The 17652-nt window shown below is 68.9% G+C and carries 11 protein-coding genes and 2 pseudogenes; 8 read left to right on the top strand and 5 right to left on the bottom strand.

The features are described 5' to 3' along the window. Positions 1 to 362: 362 nt before the first annotated feature. The 4 genes and pseudogenes from AC3EO4_RS54425 to AC3EO4_RS54440 all read left to right on the top strand — a co-directional run. Entirely contained in the window at positions 363 to 3581 is a 3219-nt protein-coding gene (locus AC3EO4_RS54425; RefSeq protein WP_431904528.1) for a bifunctional cytochrome P450/NADPH--P450 reductase, read from the top strand. Positions 3582 to 3697: 116 nt separating this feature from the next. Then, positions 3698 to 4744, top strand: coding sequence for a zinc-binding dehydrogenase (locus AC3EO4_RS54430; protein ID WP_431904531.1), 1047 nt, complete (start codon positions 3698 to 3700; stop codon positions 4742 to 4744). Positions 4745 to 4827: 83 nt separating this feature from the next. Then, positions 4828 to 5823 (top strand): sensor histidine kinase, encoded by a 996-nt coding sequence (locus AC3EO4_RS54435; protein WP_431904533.1) that lies wholly within the window; start codon positions 4828 to 4830, stop codon positions 5821 to 5823. Positions 5824 to 5933: 110 nt separating this feature from the next. After that, positions 5934 to 6413 (top strand): annotated as a pseudogene (locus AC3EO4_RS54440) (alpha/beta fold hydrolase); the annotation flags it as partial. Here AC3EO4_RS54440 and AC3EO4_RS54445 read toward each other — a convergent pair. The 3 genes and pseudogenes from AC3EO4_RS54445 to AC3EO4_RS54455 form a co-directional block, all read right to left on the bottom strand. Beyond that, positions 6322 to 6777: pseudogene (locus tag AC3EO4_RS54445) on the bottom strand (Tn3 family transposase); the annotation flags it as partial. The pseudogenes AC3EO4_RS54440 and AC3EO4_RS54445 overlap by 92 nt on opposite strands. Beyond that, complete coding sequence (locus AC3EO4_RS54450) at positions 6713 to 7717, bottom strand: HEAT repeat domain-containing protein (RefSeq protein WP_379570412.1); 1005 nt, start codon at positions 7715 to 7717, stop codon at positions 6713 to 6715. The gene AC3EO4_RS54450 and the pseudogene AC3EO4_RS54445, both read right to left, overlap by 65 nt. A gap of 6 nt (positions 7718 to 7723) precedes the next feature. Next, positions 7724 to 8392: a HEAT repeat domain-containing protein gene (locus tag AC3EO4_RS54455; protein ID WP_379570414.1), complete on the bottom strand. Its 669-nt coding sequence runs from the start codon at positions 8390 to 8392 to the stop codon at positions 7724 to 7726. Positions 8393 to 8744: 352 nt separating this feature from the next. Between AC3EO4_RS54455 and AC3EO4_RS54460 the strand changes: the two genes are divergently transcribed. From AC3EO4_RS54460 to AC3EO4_RS54470, 3 genes are all read left to right on the top strand, one after another. Further along, positions 8745 to 10004: a serine hydrolase domain-containing protein gene (locus AC3EO4_RS54460; protein ID WP_431904537.1), complete on the top strand. Its 1260-nt coding sequence runs from the start codon at positions 8745 to 8747 to the stop codon at positions 10002 to 10004. 162 nt (positions 10005 to 10166) lie between these two features. Further along, on the top strand, positions 10167 to 12005 hold the full coding sequence (locus tag AC3EO4_RS54465; protein ID WP_431904540.1) for an ABC transporter ATP-binding protein: 1839 nt from the start codon (positions 10167 to 10169) through the stop codon (positions 12003 to 12005). After that, positions 12002 to 13717: an ABC transporter ATP-binding protein gene (locus AC3EO4_RS54470; protein WP_431904543.1), complete on the top strand. Its 1716-nt coding sequence runs from the start codon at positions 12002 to 12004 to the stop codon at positions 13715 to 13717. Before AC3EO4_RS54465 ends, AC3EO4_RS54470 begins: the two co-directional genes overlap by 4 nt. Before the next feature lie 40 nt (positions 13718 to 13757). Here the strand turns inward: AC3EO4_RS54470 and AC3EO4_RS54475 are convergent, their stop codons facing one another. Beyond that, the gene (locus AC3EO4_RS54475) at positions 13758 to 14954 is read right to left on the bottom strand and encodes a sensor histidine kinase (protein WP_431904546.1); all 1197 of its coding nucleotides are present in this window, start codon (positions 14952 to 14954) and stop codon (positions 13758 to 13760) included. Continuing rightward, entirely contained in the window at positions 14951 to 15613 is a 663-nt protein-coding gene (locus AC3EO4_RS54480) for a response regulator transcription factor (protein WP_379570424.1), read from the bottom strand. The genes AC3EO4_RS54475 and AC3EO4_RS54480 overlap by 4 nt, the downstream gene beginning before the upstream one ends. A gap of 152 nt (positions 15614 to 15765) precedes the next feature. Here AC3EO4_RS54480 and AC3EO4_RS54485 point away from each other — a divergent pair, with 152 nt between their 5' ends. Beyond that, complete coding sequence (locus AC3EO4_RS54485; RefSeq protein WP_431904550.1) at positions 15766 to 17304, top strand: DUF1349 domain-containing protein; 1539 nt, start codon at positions 15766 to 15768, stop codon at positions 17302 to 17304. The last annotated feature ends 348 nt before the right edge of the window (positions 17305 to 17652 follow it).

The following is a 17652-nucleotide window of genomic DNA, read 5'->3' on the forward strand; positions in this document are numbered from 1 at the left end:
AGCGTTCCCCGATCCACCGTAGTGCGGTCCGTCAGGAGTGACGAAACGCTCACTACCGTTTTGACAAGTCATTGCATAAGTGACGGTAACGTCCATAAGTGACGATATCGTCAGATGTGCGCAACCCCCTTGCGCAGCCAGCAAGGCGTGCCACAGACGGGCACCCCGCAGAGCGCCGAGGTCGTCACCGTGGCCGCCGCGCGAAGGAATCCCTCCACGACGTGCCGAACACCAGCACGCCCGAGCGTCGCGGCGAGGTCGGCAACGCCCTTGCCGCCATCAAAGAGGAGTTCGGCCTCGGCTGAGAGCACAAGTCCACACCGCGGCAAGCACCTGCTGCCGCAGCCAGAAGGAGGAAACCCATGACCGACCAGCTCGCCACCGGCCTTCCCCCCGTTCGGTCCCCGCACGGGATCCCGATCCTCGGCCGCACGCCGCAGATCCCCGACACCAACCCGGTCGAGTACTTCGCTGAGCTGTCCAAGCAGTTCCCCGAGGGGATCTTCAGCATGGACATCGCCGGCCAGGAGAACGTCTTCGTCTACGACCCGGACCTGGTGACCGAGGTCTGCGACGAGACCCGTTTCGGCAAGCCGATCTTCCCGCCGCTGAGCCATGTCCGGGACTACGCCGGCGCCGGCCTGTTCACGGCCCACGATGATGAGGAGGTGTGGGGCATGGCGCACCGGATCCTCATGCCGGCCTTCAGCCAGCGGGCCATGAAGGGCTACTTCGGGCAGATGCTGGAGATCGCCCAGAATCTGGTGGGCAAGTGGGAGCGCAAGCAGGGGCAGCCGGTCAAGGTGACCGACGACTACACCCGGCTGACGCTGGACACCATCGCCCTGTCGGGGTTCGGTTACCGGTTCGACTCCTTCGGCAAGGAGGAGCTGCATCCCTTCCTTCAGGCGCTGCTGGAGGCGCTGGTGGAGTCGATGCGGCGCTCGCAGGAGCTGCCGATGATGACCAAGCTGCGCGAGGCCGACGACAGGAAGTACCGCGAGAACATCCAGCTGATGCGCGAGCTGGTCGAGAGTGTGATCAAGGAGCGCCGTCGGGGGAGGAGCGGCGGTGAGGACGACCTGCTGGGCCTGATGATGGAGGCCGTCGACCCGGAGACCGGCAGGCGGCTGGACGACGACAACGTCCGCGACCAGGTGCTGACGTTCCTGATCGCCGGTCACGAGACCACCAGCGGTCTGCTGTCGTTCGCCACGTACTCGCTGATGCGCAACCCCCACGTGCTGGCCCAGGCCTACGCCGAGGTGGACCGGGTGCTGCCCGGCGACACCGTCCCCACCTACGACACGATCATGAAGCTGGACGTCATCCCGCGGGTGCTGGAGGAGACCCTGCGGCTGTGGGCTCCCATCCCGCAGATCATGAAGGCGCCGCTCGAGGACACCGTCATCGGTGGTCGCTACCACCTGCAGCAGGGCACAAAGACGAACCTGCTGATGTTCCCGACGCACACCCACCCCAAGGCGTGGGAGCGTCCGTTGGAGTTCGACATCGACCGGTGGCTGCCGCAGAACCGGGCCCAGCACCACCCGCACGCTTACAAACCGTTCGGCAACGGCCGGCGTGCCTGCATCGGCCGCCAGTTCGCGCTCACCGAGGCCCGCCTGGCCCTCGCGCTGGTACTGCAGAAGTTCAAGTTCTCCGACACCACCGACTACCAGATGGACGTCCGGGAGGCGCTGACGCGCAAGCCCGGCGACTTCGAGCTGGTCGTGCGGACCCGTCGGGAGCACGAGCGGGCCATGTTCGGTGTCTCAGCGGCGCAGACCGACGACACGCAGCAGGAGGCCGCGGTCAGCGGTGTCGGGGTGAGCCTCACCGTCGCCTACGGCTCCAGCCTCGGCAGCTGCGAGGACCTGGCGCGCACGATCGCCGACCGCGGCGATCGGTCCGGGTTCGGCACCACCTTGCTGAGCCTCGACGAGCTGGGCGACAACCCGCCCACCGAGGGCCTGCTCGTCGTCGTCGCCGCCAGCTACAACGGCAAGGCGCCCGACAACGCCCAGCGCTTCGACGACCTGATCGCCGCCGGGCTACCCGAGGGCTCGCTGTCCAACGTGCGCTTCGCGCTGCTGGGCGCCGGCAACACCCAGTGGGTGGCGACCTACCAGGCGTTCCCGAAGCGGATCGAGGCCGCCCTGCTGGCCGCCGGGGCCACCCCGGTCATCGAGCGCGGTGTGGCGGATGCCTCCTCCGACTTCGACGGCATGGCCACCCGCTGGACGGACACCCTGTGGACCACCCTCGCCGAGGAGTACGCCGCCGACACCTCCGACGCCGGCGGGCCGCGCTACCAGGTGCGACTGCTCACCGAGGCGGACGTGCGCCCGGCGGTCGTCTCCGAGCAGGCCCACCCGCTGACCGTGGTGGCCAACGAGGAGCTCGTGAACGACCCGACCGGGTTGTGGGACTTCACCATCGAGCCGCCGCGCCCGTCCGCGAAGTCCACCACCATCGAGCTGCCCGAGGGCGTCACCTACGCCACCGGCAATCACCTGGCCGTCTTCGCCAAGAACGAGCCGCCGCTGGTCTCCCGCGCGCTGACGCGGCTCGGCGTCGAGCACGACCAGGTACTCCGGCTCGACCAGCCGGCCGGCGGCAGGACGCACCTGCCGGTGGGCGTGCCCGTCACCGCCGGACTGCTGTTCACCGAGTTCCTGGAGCTGCAGGACGTGGCCACCCGCACCCAGGTGCGCCTCCTGGCCGAGCACACTCCGTGCCCCTGGACCAAGCCGCAGCTGGAGGCCTACACGGCCGACACCGAGGAGGCAGACGAGCGGTACCAGAAGGAGATCCTCGGCAAGCGGGTCTCGGTGCTCGATCTCCTGGAGCGCTTCCCCGCCGTCGAACTGCCGCTGGCGGTGTTCCTCGACATGCTGGGGCCCATCCGCCCCCGCTTCTACTCCATCTCCTCCTCCCCTCTGGCCAACCCGCGCCAGGTACGGCTGACCGTCGGCCTCGTCGAAGGCCCTGCACTATCGGGCAACGGCGCGTATCGCGGCCTGTGCTCCCAGTACCTGGGACGACTTAAGCCCGGAGACGTCTTCTACGGCTACGTGCGCGTGCCCTCTCCTCCCTTCGCGCCGCCCGCCGACCCCGCCACACCGCTCATCCTCATCGGGCCCGGCACCGGCATCGCACCTCTGCGCGGCTTCATGGAGGAGCGCGCCTGGCAGCAGCAGAACGGCACGAAGGTGGGCCCGTCCCAGGTCTTCGTCGGCTGCCGCCACCCGGAGCACGACTGGTTCTACCGGGAGGAGATGGACGCCTGGGAGCAGGCCGGGATCGCCCAGGTGCACACCGCCTTCTCCGCGGTGGTCGACCACCCGGCCCGGTTCGTCCAGGACGCCCTCATCGCCGAGTCCGACACGGTGTGGCAGGCGCTCGAAGACGGCGCGTACGTCTACGTCTGCGGCGACGGCCGCCGCATGGCGCCCGCCGTACGTGAAGCACTCGCCGCCATCCACCGCAGCCACACCGGCAGCGACGACGAAACCGCCCGGCAGTGGGTCGACCAGCTCGAGGCAGACGGCCGCTACCAGCAGGACGTCTTCGCCTGATCCCCGTCCACCGCGCCCGAACCGGGTCAGCCAGTCGGACGAGCCCGAAAGCGCCGCCCTCGGCTGCACGCCGGGCGGCACCAACCGTCAAACCCTGTCAAGAAAGCGAGATCACCATGGACACCATGCTCGCCGGACGCTTCCACCTGGACAGCAGGAAGTTCCTCGTGGAAGAGGTCCCCGTCCCCGTGCCCGGCCCGGGCGAGGTACTCGTCGAGGTCAAGGCCGCAGGCGTATGCCTGTCGGACGTCCACCTGATCGACGGCACCCTGCCCCCTCTGTTCGCCACCTCCGACGCTGTCACAGTCGGCCACGAGGTCTCCGGGGTGATCCACACCCTCGGCCCCGGCCACAAGCGGGGCCTGACCGTGGGCACCCGCGTCACCCTGGAGGCCGGACAGAGCTGCGAGCAGTGCGATGACTGCGCGCGCCGCCGCCCCTGCACCCAGGTCCGCACCCGGGGCATCGACTACGACGGCGGCTGGGCCCAGTACACCATCGCCCGCGAGGACACCCTCATCCCCATCCCCGACAACCTCCCCTTCGACCAGGCCTCGATCATCCCGGACGCGGTCTCCACCTCCTACGCCGCCGTCGTGGCCACCGCCGGGGTGCGCCCTGCGCAGGCCGTGGGCGTGTGGGGTGTGGGCGGCGTGGGCGCGCACAACGTCCGCGTCGCCCGCCTAGTCGGCGCCGCCCCGATCATCGCCGTCGACCCGCTGCCCGGCGCCCGGGAACGCGCTCTGGACTTCGGAGCGGACATCGCCCTCGACCCGGCCGCCGATGACTTCGCCGACCAGGTACGTGCGGCCACCGCCGGACGCGGCCTGGACTTCGCCTTCGACTGCGCCGGCGTGCCCGCGGTCCGCGAGCAGGCCGCCGCAGTGCTCGGCCTCAACGGAGACCTCATCCTGGTCGGCATCACCCCCAAGCCGCTCACCATCAGCGAAGGCCTGACCTTCAACTACATGCGCAAGCAGGTACACGGGCACTACGGCGGCTTCCCCGAGTCCGTCTCCGAGCTGGTTCGGCTGGCCTCCAACGGCCGACTCGACCTGGCCCCCTCCATCACCGACCACATCCCGCTCGCCGACGCCCCAGAGGCGATCCACCGGCTGGAGCACAAGATCGGCGACCCGATCCGCCTCATCCTCGTTCCCTAGCCGGCAACCGAATGACAGCAGATGTCCGCCGACTTCACGAAGATCGTGATAGTCGGCGGACTGGCCCGATCGGGTCGACATGGTTGACGAAGCTCGGCATGCCTGCACGAGGCGATGGGAGCGGATCCGAACAAAAACGTCAACGGCGTTCAGCATCTGCCCCGCAGCGTCTTGCAGGTGACACACGGAATGTGAATACAACGGAAGGAGTACGTGCTGTGACGGCACACCTGACGCCCCTGTATGGCTGCGAGGCGGCGCGCACATCTGGTGAAGGCGGGACCGCATTGGCGATCCAGAAACCCTGCGACAAGATGCGCGAGTTGAAGCGCGATCTGCAGAAGAAACGGCGATTCGCTGCCGACGCCTCACACGAACTGCGCACGGCTGTCGCGGGGCTACGCGCCGGATTGGAGGAGGCCTGCATGTATCCCGATGAGACCGACCTCGGCGACCTGCTCGCCCGGGCGCTGCGAGACGTCGACCGGCTCGGCGCGATCATCACCGACCTGCGGGTCCTCGCGGAGATCGAGGCCGGCCCACCCATGGAGCCACAGCGCGTCGACCTCGCGGAACTGGTTCGTGACGAGATCGCCCGCAGGACCGACCGCATCGCGGTCCAGCTCCGCCTGGAGCCCGGGGTAACCGTCCAGGCCGTCCCGATCCGGATCGGCCGGTTGCTTACCAACCTGCTGGACAACGCCCAACGGCACGGTCAGCACCTGGTCGAGGTCCAGGTCAGCCGCGACGACGACCACGCCGAGCTGACGGTCACTGACGACGGAGAAGGAGTCCCGGAATCCGAACGGGAACGGATCTTCCAGCGCTTCACCCGGCTGAAGGCGGCACGCCGCCTCGACCACACCGGCACCGGCCTGGGCCTGGCGATCGCCCACGACATCGCCCAAGCCCACATCGGCAGCCTGCACGTCGGGGAGTCCGAGACCGGTGGCGCCAGCTTCGTCCTGCGTCTTCCCCTCGCAGGTCCGGCTGCTCCGGCGGGTCGAAGTGTCGGCCGGAGCCTGCACGACGCGATGATACATGAGCCCGGCTGGGCGCGTCTGGGAGGGAGAACCTGATGAGACGGAACGTCGACTACGCCGCCCCGTTCGCGTCAGTTCCGAGCTTTGCCTGGTCATAACACGCCGGATATGACCGTCGTGCACGTTAACCAGGCCCATCTCGACGCGTGCGGACCTGCCCGCTCGGGCGCCGAGCTGCGGGACCGTCATCTCCACACAGACGTGCTCGAACCTCTCGTCACACTGTTCACGCTAACAGCGACGACCTCACGCGCGAAAGGAAACCCATACCCGCGATCCTCATCCACGGAGTCCCCGACACCCACCGCGTCTGGGAGGACGTCCGTCGGCATCTGACGCGCACCGACGTGCAAGCCTGGGGCCTGCCCGGGTTCGGCGTCCCACTACCGGACGGCTTCGGCAGCACCAAGGAGGAATACGTCGACTGGCTGGTCGGCCGTCTGGAGGAGCTGGGTGAGCGGGCCGACCTGGTCGGCCACGACTGGGGCTGCGTCCTCAGCGGCGCGCACCATGGCCGGCACACCAGGAGCCGAACGTGCGGCTATCGGAGGCGCACGCTGTCCCGGTGCCCCACCACATCTCGTCGCGGGCGGCTAAGGTGGCGCTTACCAGCTTCACCAGCGCCGCCCGCATGTTGGCCCGGTTCACGAACAGGTGCCGCATCCGCCGCAGCGTGGCCTCGGACTCGCCGTGCCTGCCGGTCACCGCGACCCGCTTGATCCCCATGTTGGTGCCCAGGCCGAACAGCACCAGCAGCAGCCGGCGCCGCAGTACGTCCCGGGGCAGGTTCTCGCGGGTGGCCACCGAGGTGAACTCGGTCGTGAAGTCCGTCTCGAACTCCGCGTGCTTCAGGATGTCCTCGGCGATGCCGACGGTGCCCGGCAACGGCCGGGCCCCACGCGCACAGCGCCCCGGGAGAGATCCGTTATCGTGCGTTGCGTATCCCGAGAATGTATGTCGCGGTAAGCGCAACGACGCGGTCTTCGTCATGTGACAGATCCGCGAGGGCACGTGACGCTGTGATTCCCGGGATGTCCGCGAGCGCCTGTGTCAGCCGTCGACGTGCAGACGATTCAACGGTGCCGTGGGCGAGGCGATCGACGAGCCTGGTGGCGATCTGATCCGCCGACGCGGGACGACTCGCCAGCGCGCTCAGCGCGTCGGCCGCATCGACGTCATTCGTCCCCTCGACGACCATATCGATGAGCGTCGGGACCGCGTCGGCTACTCCACGTGCCCCGAGCGCCAGAGCCGCATACCTGCGGACCACGAGGTCGGGGTTCGCGAGGGCGTCCTGCAGCAGTGCGGTGGCCTTACCGTCCGGAATCTCAGCGATGGACTGGACGGCACGTTTTCGCACCTCGGCCGCTGGTGAGCGGAGGCCCTCCGCCAGCAGCGCCAGTCCGCCACCGCCCAGTTGCGCCAAAGCCCATCGCAGGGCTCCGGCGACGTTCGGGTCCGTCTCGCTCAGCGCTGCCTCGACCAGTGCTTCCACTGGGATCGGAACCTCTTCAACCGAGGACAGGGCCGCGCGCTGGCGCTTCCCAGCGCTCTTTGACCCCAACGCCTGGAGGAGCGCGACGATCTGGAGGACGTCCTCCCAGCCGGCGGGTTCCGCGGCACCGATCCGACGGAGCCGCGTGAGCAGCTCCGTCTCATCCGCAATGCGTTCTCGCGTCTGGCGGATGAGGTCGTCGACGAGCTCTGAGGGCGTGAAGTCGGGATCGTCGAGCGCGCGCCCGACTTCACGCAGCGACAGCCCCAATGACCGCAGACTCTCGATATGGAAGATCCGCCGGATGTCCTCGCTGGAGTACTCGCGATAGCCGGCGTCGGTACGACCCGTTGGCCGCACCAGGCCGAGCGAGTCGTAATGCCTGAGCATGCGGGCGCTGACCCCGGACCGTCGTGCCACATCACCGATCAACACTGCCTGTCACCCCTCCTGGCTCGTCCTGCCGAGGGCTATGACGCGCTTCGCCTCCTCGATCGCGAACTCGAATCCGGTGTCCGGGTCGCGCAACAGCCGTTCCGTGGCGATCGCGTGAGCACGCACGCGCGGGTCGAGATCCGTCATCGCAGCGCGCAGAGTCGGCACAATCACTTCACCCAGCGCGACCAGCGCCCGGCTGAGGCTCAGCTGCATCTCACGTTCGCCGCGCCCGAGCTGTGTCGACAACACTGCGGCCAACTGGGGCTCTTCACCTTCGGGCACGAGCACGACCGCTGCCCGCCAAGCGCTCCGCGCCACCTCATCGTCGGCGTCCGACAGAAGCGCCCGTGTGATCGCCGGCCACGCCTGCCGATCCCCGATCTTGGACAGCGTGTGCAACGCCTGGCTTCGTGCCTGCGCACGCTCCGAGCGGACTTCATGGAGAAGCTCCGGGACCGTCAATGATGCTGAGTGGCGGGTGAGCGCCCACGTCAGCATGTCGCGCACGTAGAACTCGGGCTCGATCGCGCATCGCTCGATGAGCTTGTCGATGAATCGCGGGTCAGGGGTCGTTCCGACCGCCAGCGCCGCCCGTAGCCGCACCGACGAGCGGCTGTCCTCCAGCCCCTGGAAAGCTCGGATCGTATCGGTGTCCTGTTTCGGCATGGTCATCGGGACCACCTCCTTGGCTACAGTGAAGAGCTTGTCACTGTGTCAAGGTCAAGCGACGTCACTCCACCGAGCTCGGCGGTACCCGCTATTCCTGCGCCGTCGTCTGGAGGGACTACTCCCGGCGTCGTAGTCCGGCCGGTCGCTGATCCCGGTGTGGTAGCGGCAGATGACTTCCCTTGTGGGACGCCCCTGAACAGTGGCTGGACGACGATTGCGGTCATGAGAACCCCAGCCGGCCACCGGGTCGCCCGCGGGCGCCGCCCTGCGCCGTGCCCTGGCCGAGTGAGGCGGGGGTCTCGGAGAGCACGGGGGAGTCCCCGTTGCACCTATCGATCGCAAAAGGACGGCTGTCTTGAAGATCCGAATGGCGACATGGGCGAGCGTGGCCGTGCTGAGTGTCGGTGCGGGCATGATGAGCGCGACTGCCGCGCTTGCGCAGACGGAGGCCGCGCCGGGCGGCGGCGTGAGTCCGTTGACGGGCTTCGATCCCGCGCGGCTGCAGTCGGTGCTGGACGGTGTCCACCGCGCGGGGATGCCGGGTGTCTACGTCGAGGTGCGCGATTCCGGCCAGGTATGGCGCGGCGCTTCCGGGGTGGCCGATGTCGAGACCGGCCGTCCCGTCACCCCCGGCATGCGGCAGCGCGTCGGCAGCCTCGTCAAGACCTTCACCGCCGCCGCGATCATGCAGCAGGTCGAGAAGGGGCGCATCGAGCTCGACGCGCCGATCGCCCGCTACCTGCCGAAACTGGTGCCGGGCAAGCGCGGTCAGAAGATCACGGTCCGGATGCTGCTCAAGCACACCAGCGGCATCGCCGAATACATCACCTACGCCTTCCCGTCGCTTCGGAAGTTTCCCTCGCTGGCGGACATGTCGCCCAAGAGTCTGGACGACAACCGGTTCAGGCGGTTCACCCCGGCCGAGCTGATCGAGATGGGGCTCAAGGCGCCCGCCGTCGGCAGGCCCGCAGGCTCGCCGGGCGTGTACGCCAACACCAACTACCTGATCCTCGGCGAGCTCCTGGAGGAGGTGACCGGTACCACGGCAGAGCAGTACATCACCCGGAACGTCATCGAGCGCGCCGGGCTCCGGCACACCGCGTTCCCGGCCGGGCCGCGGATCAAGGGGCCGCACCCGCGGATGTACGAGGCGTTCTTCGGCTTGATCGACCCGCCTCGCGACTACAGCGTCTATGACATGTCCTGGACGGGGACAGGGGCCTCGCTGGTGTCGACCATGGAGGATCTCAACCGCTTCTACCGCAGGCTGCTGGACGGCACGATCGTCAAGCGGTCGTCGCTGGCGCAGATGCAGCGCACCGGCCCGGCCATCAGCCAGACCGGACAGAAGATCATCTACGGCCTCGGCCTGCATGAGCTCAAGATCCCGGGTTGTGGCACCTTCTGGGGCAACCACGGGTCGGTGTGGGGGGCCGAGACGCTGTCGTGGATCCGCGCCGACGGCAAGCGGCAGATGTCCATCGCGATGAACCTCACAAGGTGGAACAAGCTGGACCCTTCGGGTAAGCCGCAGCCCCACCCCATCGACGACGCGCTGTCGACCTTCATACAGCAAGCGCTGTGCAGTGACGACAACGCCCAGGCCGAGAAGTAGGTCCCGGCGCGGAGCCGGGCACGCGGTCGCCACCATACTGCCCGGCCGAGTGCGCGGCCCCCGCACCGACGGCCATGAGCGGCCACCCGCCGCCGGCCCGGAATACGACCATCGGCTCGACCACGCGCCTGGTCACGACGAGATCGACGAAGAGGGAGAACGATGACCACCACCGACCTCGCCCAGGCGGGGGAGCAGTCCACACCACCACCGGATGCCGATTCCGCGGTGGGACAGAGCATGACAGGGCTGCTGCGCCCCCATCTCTGGAGCTTCGCCGCCGTGGTGATCCTGCAGGTGATCGGCGCCCTCGCGGGCCTGGCGCCGCTGCTGGCGGTCGTCGAACTGGGTCGTGTTCTCCTGTCGCCCGGCCCGATCGATCACGCTCATGTCTGGACCGTCGTCATCTCGGGTGCGGTCGGCTTGTTCGTCCGGCTGCTGTTCACGGCCGCGTCGTCCGGACTCGGGCATGCTCTCGACGACCAGGTGCAACTGTCCTTCCGCCGGCGACTGGCCGCGCGACTGGGGCGCGTCCCGATCGGCTGGTTCTCCCAGCGCAGGACCGGCGAGCTGGCCAAGGTGGTGGGGGAGGACGTCAGTGCCGTGCACCCGTTCATCGCCCACACCCCCGGAGAGCTCGTCTCCGCGTTCGTGGTGCCGCTGGTGTCGCTGATCTACTTGTTCACCGTCGACTGGCGGCTCACGCTGATCACGCTGATCCCGGTGGCGCTGGCAGTGGCGCTGGTCCCGCTGATGATGACCCCGACCCGGCAGCGCGAGCAGATCAACTTCGATGAGGCCATGGGGCGGATCGCAGGTTCGATCGTCGAGTTCGTGCAGGGCATCTCGGTGGTCAAGGCGTTCGGCGGATCGGGGCGCGCCCACCATAGATTCCGCACGGCCACCGACGATTTCGTCGCCGTCTTCTACCGGATGGTGCGCGGTCTCTCCGGGATCGCCGCTGGGATGCAGCTGGCGGTGTCGCCGCCGTTCGTGCTGCTGGTCGTGCTGATCGGTGGTGCGGCTCTGATCACGACCGGTGGTATGGCGCCGGCCGACCTGCTGCCCTTCCTGCTGCTGGGACTGGGGCTGACCGCTCCGATAGCGGCTCTCGGCCACGGCTTCGACGACATGCAGGCCGCCGGGCGCGCGGTCGGCCGGATCAGGGACGTGCTCGCGGTGCAGTCGCTACCGGAGCCCGCGCACCCGGTCGCGCCGCAGGGTCACCGGGTGGAACTGCGTGACGTTCGATTCGCCTACGAAGCCGATCACGAGGTGCTGCGCGGGATCGACCTGGTACTCGAGCCGGGGACGGTCACCGCGATCGTCGGCCCGTCGGGCAGCGGCAAGTCCACGCTGGTCCAGCTGTTGCCGCGGTTCTTCGACCCGACCCACGGCTCGGTACGGCTGGGCGGTGTCGACCTGCGCGAGCTCGGCAGCCGGGAGCTCTACCGAATGGTCTCCTTCGTCTTCCAGGACGTTCGCCTGCTGCGTGCGTCGGTCGCGGACAACATCGCGCTGGCGGTACCGCATGCCTCCCTCGACGACGTGGTTCGCGCCGCCCGGCTGGCGAATGTTCATGATCGAATTCTCGAGCTGCCACGCGGATACGAAACGGTCATCGGTGAAGACGCCGGACTGTCGGGTGGCGAGGCCCAGCGGATCGCGCTCGCCCGCGCACTGCTGGCCGACGCGCCCGTTCTGGTGCTCGACGAGGCGACCGCCTTCGCCGACCCGCAGACCGAGCAGGCGGTGCGCCGAGCCCTGGCGACGCTGGAGGGCGATCGGACGATCCTGGTCATCGCCCATCGTCTGGAGACGATCGCCGACGCCGACACGGTCGTGATGCTGGAGAACGGATCGATCGTCGAGCGCGGCAAGCCCGCCGAGTTGCTGGCACAGAACGGAAGGTTCGCCGCGTTCTGGCAGTCCCAGCGATCGGCGGTCGCCGACGAGCTCGAAACCCACGGTGACGTACTGCAAGGAGTCGAGCCCCGATGATTCGAATGCTGCTGCGCGTGCTGGGACACGAGTACGCCCGGCCGGTTCGTCGCACCGTTGCCCTGATGACGACCACCGCGGTGGTCGAAGGCTTGTCCTACGCACTGCTGGTTCCGGTGCTGCGGGCACTGTTCGGAAGCACTCCCGGAGATGCGCGGCCCTGGCTGATCGCGTTCGGGGTCACGGTCGCGGCCTACGCGGTGCTGCGCTATGTCAGCGACCTGTCCGGTTTCCGCGCCGGGACCACGCTGTTGCGTGGCATGTATCACCGGCTCGGGGATCATCTGGCCCGACTGCCCATCGGCTGGTACAGCGCGGGCCGCGTCGGGGAGGTGTCCGTCCTGGCCAGCCGCGGCGTCCTGCAGGCGATGAGCGTGATCGCGCATCTGCTGGCACCGTTCATCTCCGCCTGCGTGACCCCCCTGACGATCGTTGTCGTGATGCTTGCCTTCCATTGGCAGATGGGGCTGGCCGCGCTGGTCGCCGTACCGATCGTCGCGGCGATCCAGATCTGGACGGGACGTTCGATGGCCGCCACGGATGCGGAGCGCGCCGAACGCGACCACGAGGCCACCGGGCGAGTCATCGAATATCTCCAGGCCCAGCCGGTGTTGCGCGCCGGCGGCCGGACCGTCGAACGCTTCCGCCTGCTCGACGACTCACTGCAGGAACTCCAGCGTGCGTCCCGCCGTACCGTCCTGTCGGCGCTGCCCGGCGTATTGGGCTTGACGCTCACTGTGCAGGCGATGTTCACCGTGCTGCTGGTCCTGGGCACCTACCTCGCGCTCGGCGGGACCATCGGTGCGGCGGAGATCTTGACGATCCTGGTGCTGGCCGCCCGTTGCGCGGATCCGCTGCTGTCGCTGTCGGATATCGGTGGCAGACTCCGCGGCGCGCGCTCCGAGCTGGCCAGACTCGACACGGTACTGCGCACCGAGCCGCTCCCGGAAGCTCCCGAACCGATCCAGCCGGAACGCCATGACCTGGAGTTCGACTCCGTCGCCTTCCAGCATGGCGGCCGCACGGTGATCGACGACGTGTCGTTGTCCGTGCCGGAGGGACAGCGGCTTGCCGTCGTCGGACCGTCGGGTGCGGGCAAGAGCACCCTGCTGCAGTTGCTCGCGCGGTTCTACGACGTGGACGCGGGCGCGGTGCGTGTCGGAGGTGTCGACGTGCGCGCGATCGACACCGAGGGGTTGATGGCGCAGATCGCCATCGTCTTCCAGGATGTCTATCTTTTCGACGGCACGATCGAGGAGAACGTGCGGCTCGGCCGTCCCGACGCCGACGAGGCCGAGGTACGAGCGGCGGCGACCGCGGCGCGGCTGGACGAGGTGATCGAGCGACTGCCCGGCGGATGGGCGACGAATGTCGGCGAGGGCGGCGCGCTGCTGTCGGGTGGTGAGCGCCAGCGTGTCTCCATCGCGCGAGCGCTGCTGAAGAACGCGCCCATCGTGCTGCTGGACGAGGTCACCTCCGCACTCGACCCGGTGAACGAGGCGGCCGTCCACGAGGGTATCGAGCGCCTGATGTCGGGCCGGACGGTGGTGATGGTGGCGCACCGGATGCGGACCGTCCGACGCGCCGATCGCATCGTCTTTCTGGACGACGGCCGGATCGTGGAGGAAGGCGGCCACGGCGAGTTGCTGCGTCGCGGCGGCCGCTACGCCGACTTCTGGAATGTTTCCCTGACGCCGGCAGCGAGTGAATGAGTCGGTACGTGGGTGGACCCTGAGGCGTTCATCCCTCGCCTCACCCCGCCACCGCGCCAGAACGGGGGTAGCCGTGCGCTCCTGCCCCGATCGCGAGCCCTGCGTGATCGTCCCCCTGATGTTGAGGAAGATCGGGATGAGATCCGTGCGCGAACCGCACGGTGATGGACAAGCCGCCTTCGGGGCGTGCGCTGGTGGCAAGGGTGGCGTGGTGAGCTTGCGTGACGGCATTGACGATGGCAAGGCCGAGACCGTAGCCGTCGCGACGGCCGTTACGATCAGGCGCCAGTTTCTGGAAGGGGTGAAAGAGGCGCTGGATCTGGTTGCCGGGGATGACTGGCCCGCTGTTGGTGACCGTAAGGGCCACCTGCGTGCCGCAGGTCTGTGTGGTGATCTGGACGTGCCCGTCTGCGTGGTTGTGGCGGATGGCGTTGTCGATGAGGTTGGCGACGAGGCTTTCGATCAGTCTCGGGTCCCCGGCCGTCACTGCGGGCGTTAGGTGTTCGGCAAGGTCAATGCCTGTCTCCGTGGCTTGGCCACGGCGGGAGGAGAGCACTCCTTCGACGACGTGGGCGAGGTCGAGGGTGTCCCAGCGGCTGACGCCGCGCTCGCTGGTGGCCAGGGCGAGCAGTGCTTGAACGAGCCGCTCCTGGTGTCCGCCCAGAGCGAGGGCCTCCTGGCAGGCCGAGCGCAGGGTGTCGGTGTCGGCATCGGGGTCGGCGAGGGCGACTTCAAGCAGGGTCCGCAGGCCGGCGAGGGGGGTGCGCAATTCATGGGAGGCGTTGGCGACGAAATGGCGTTGGGCGTCGAAGGACGCCTGCAGGCGGGCGAACAGGTCGTCGAGAGTGTGGCCGAGTTCGGTCAGCTCATCGGCGGCCTCACCGAGGTCCAGGCGCCGGTGGAGGTTTCCGGCGGAGATGACTCTGGCGGTAGCGGTGATGGCGCGCAGCGGGTGCAGGAACCGGCCGGCGACGTACCAGCCGAGAGCCAGGGCGATGGGAATCAGAATGACCAGGGCGACGGCGGATCCCATGAGGAGTTGGGGCAGGCTGATCCCGGGCCCGGCTTCGGTGATCGCGCTCGATGAGGGGTGGCCTTCGGGTATGGCCGCGTGGATGCTGGCGAGCGGGACGTCGACGAAGACGAGCACGAAGACCCCTGCAGCGTAGATGCCCGCCGCGTAGGCGAGCGCGAGCCGCGTCTGCAGGGACCCTCTGGTGAGCTTTCGGGCGGTCATGACGATCCGATGCGGTAGCCGCCTTCGCGGATGGTCTCGATCACGGGCGGGTCGCCGAGCTTGGCCCGCAATCGGTGCATGGTGTGCTTGACGGCGCTGCTGAAGGGGTCGGCGGCCTCGTCCCAGACGCGTTCGAGCAGTTCCTCGGCGGAGATGACCAGGCCGGGTACGGCGAGCAGGCATTCGAGCAGGGCGAACTCCCTGGGGCTGAGGTCCAGGCGCCGGCCGGCCCGGGACGCGATGCGGCGGGCCGGATCGAGGGTGATGTCCTCGCATGCCAGGGTGGGCGGTAGCGGCGGGGTGGCGCGGCGGGCCAGGGCACGGACGCGGGCGACCAGTTCGGCGAACGCGAACGGCTTGGGCAGGTAGTCGTCGGCGCCGAGGCTGAGCCCGTCGACGCGGTCCTCGATCGTGCCGGAGGCGGTGAGCATCAGGACGCGGGTCTCGCAGCGGCCGTGGGCGAGTTGCCGGCAGATCTCGTCCCCGTGGACGCCGGGCAGGTCGCGGTCGAGGATCACCACGTCGTAGCGGGTGACGGCCAGGCGGTCGAGGGCGGCGGTTCCGTCCAGGACGACGTCGACGGCCATGCCCTCGCGGCGCAGCCCGGTTCCGATGGAGCGGGCGAGGACCTCGAAGTCCTCGACGACGAGAACCCTCACCACCACCCACCGCCGCTCGTCGTGGGGGCGGGGTGGCCGAACCGGCCGCCGGGTCGAGGTGCCATGGCGTCAACGATGCCAGATCCCAGGTTCCAGCCGGGTCGCAGCGGCGGCGACCCGGCTGGAACCTGGTGCCCCGTACAACCGTCGGCATGAGTTCATTCAGGCCTTATCGATCCAGCCAACGGGCCGAGCAGGACCGTCTCTCTCAGTTGCTGCGCGCGCAGTGGACCAGGTTCCGTACCGCGCGCGGCTGGGTGCTCGCCATGGCGGCCTCCGTACTGGTCACCGTCTCGCTCGGACTGCTGATCGCCGGGGGCGCCCGCAGCAGCTGCGTGACCGGGAAGGGGGAGGGCCCCTGCCCCGCGCCATTGGTGGGACCCGATGGCACGGCGGTGAAGGACAAGTACTACTTCGTGCACCAGCCGCTCAAGGGGAACGGCAGTATCTCTGCCCGCGTTTCGGACATGACCGGGCAGATCCGGTTGCCGGACGTTGTACCCGGGGTGCGCAACGTCAAGGAGGGAGTGGTGCCGTGGGCGAAGGCCGGGCTCCTCGTCAGGCAGAGCCTCACACAGGGCACACCGTATGCCGCCGTCATGCTCACCGGAGATCACGGCGTGCGGATGCAGTACAACTTCACCCACGATGTGCCCGGCGGTCCTCACAATGGCCCTCAGTGGCTGCGGCTGACCAGGTCGGGCGACACCATCACCGGCTACGAGTCAGACGACGGCAAGACGTGGACCGAGGTCAGCACAGTCAAGCTGACCGGGCTGCCAGAGACGATCGAGATCGGGCTGTTCGCCACCTCACCAGGCGCCTTGTGGGACATGGCGATAGCCTTCGCCCAGGCCACCGCCACCTTCGACCAGATCAAGCTGCAGGGCGCGAACGGTTTGTGGCGCCGCGACGACGTCGGCGTCTCCATGGAGTCCGACGGCAGGACCCCGCATCACCCGGGCCGGGTCGTCGAGTCCGGCGACAAGCTCATCGTGACCGGGGGCGGTGACATCGGGCCCGCCACGGTGGAGGGCGGTGTGCGCGCTGACCTCCTGCTGACCGGCGGGGCCCTGGGGCTGATCCCGATGCTCGTGGGGGCGGTCACGTTCTTCACGGCGGAACACCGGCGCGGGCTTATCGGGACCAGCCTGCCGGCCGAGCCGCATCCAGCGCGGCTGCTGGCGGCCAAGGCCATGGTGGTCGGCGCGGTCGCGTTCGTGGCGGGGCTGGTGACCTCGGGGGTCGTGATTCCTGTCGGCCTGGCGATGTTGCGTGCCAATCAGAACCCGATTCAGCCGATCACCCTGGACACCGAGCTCCGGATGATCGTCGGCTACGCGGCGCTGACCGCGGCCGCCGCCGTGCTGGCTCTGGGCCTCGCCGCGCTGGTCGAGCGAAGCATCGTCGCCATCGGGCTGGGCATCGCGATGGTCGTCGTGCCCTACCTGCTGGCGACCGCGGGCCTGGCGCCATGGCTGCTGATGATCACCCCTGCCGCCGGATTCGCGATCACGCAGAGCGTCCCCACGTTCGCGCATGTGGACGTCGACCGGTCACTGCTCGGGGGCTACTACCCGCTCCCGCCATGGGCAGGGTTGGCCGTTACCTGCGGATATGCCGCCCTCGCCCTCGGGGCGGCGATCGCCGTACACCGCAGGAAGGGTTCACGTCAGGTTCCGCTCGTCTGAAGGTGCAGAAACCTGGCCGGCGCGAGCGGCGGTGGGCGAAACGCACGCCGGCTCGTTCCCTCCTTGGCCAAGGCGCTCCACGTCCCGACGTCCCCGTCCGCAAGCCGGGCTCGGCCTGAATCGAACTGCCCCGCCCCGTCGTGGAGTTGCCGGCCGATCAGGTGGGGCCAGGAGGCGGCTGGTGCATTCGCGACGGGCGGCTTGGCCGGGGACACCGAGGTCGCGGACCAGGTCGGCGGGGCCGCGGTCGTGGAAGGGCTGGCCGGCTCGGCGTTCGGGGCGGCCGGGACACTCCCGGGTGCGGCACCGGGCGGGGGGGGGGGGGGGGGGGGGGGGGGGGTGTGTCCC

It is taken from the genome of Nonomuraea sp. bgisy101 (genome assembly GCF_057708945.1).

Bases quoted from the DNA above. Each gene is read 5' to 3' on its own strand.
- AC3EO4_RS54425 (WP_431904528.1), top strand. From the start codon at position 363: ATGACCGACCAGCTCGCCACCGGCCTTCCCCCCGTTCGGTCCCCGCAC.
- AC3EO4_RS54470 (WP_431904543.1), top strand. From the start codon at position 12,002: ATGATTCGAATGCTGCTGCGCGTGCTGGGACACGAGTACGCCCGGCCG.
- AC3EO4_RS54430 (WP_431904531.1), top strand. From the start codon at position 3,698: ATGGACACCATGCTCGCCGGACGCTTCCACCTGGACAGCAGGAAGTTC.
- AC3EO4_RS54465 (WP_431904540.1), top strand. From the start codon at position 10,167: ATGACCACCACCGACCTCGCCCAGGCGGGGGAGCAGTCCACACCACCA.
- AC3EO4_RS54485 (WP_431904550.1), top strand. From the start codon at position 15,766: ATGAGTTCATTCAGGCCTTATCGATCCAGCCAACGGGCCGAGCAGGAC.
- AC3EO4_RS54455 (WP_379570414.1), bottom strand. From the start codon at position 8,392: ATGACCATGCCGAAACAGGACACCGATACGATCCGAGCTTTCCAGGGG.
- AC3EO4_RS54475 (WP_431904546.1), bottom strand. From the start codon at position 14,954: ATGACCGCCCGAAAGCTCACCAGAGGGTCCCTGCAGACGCGGCTCGCG.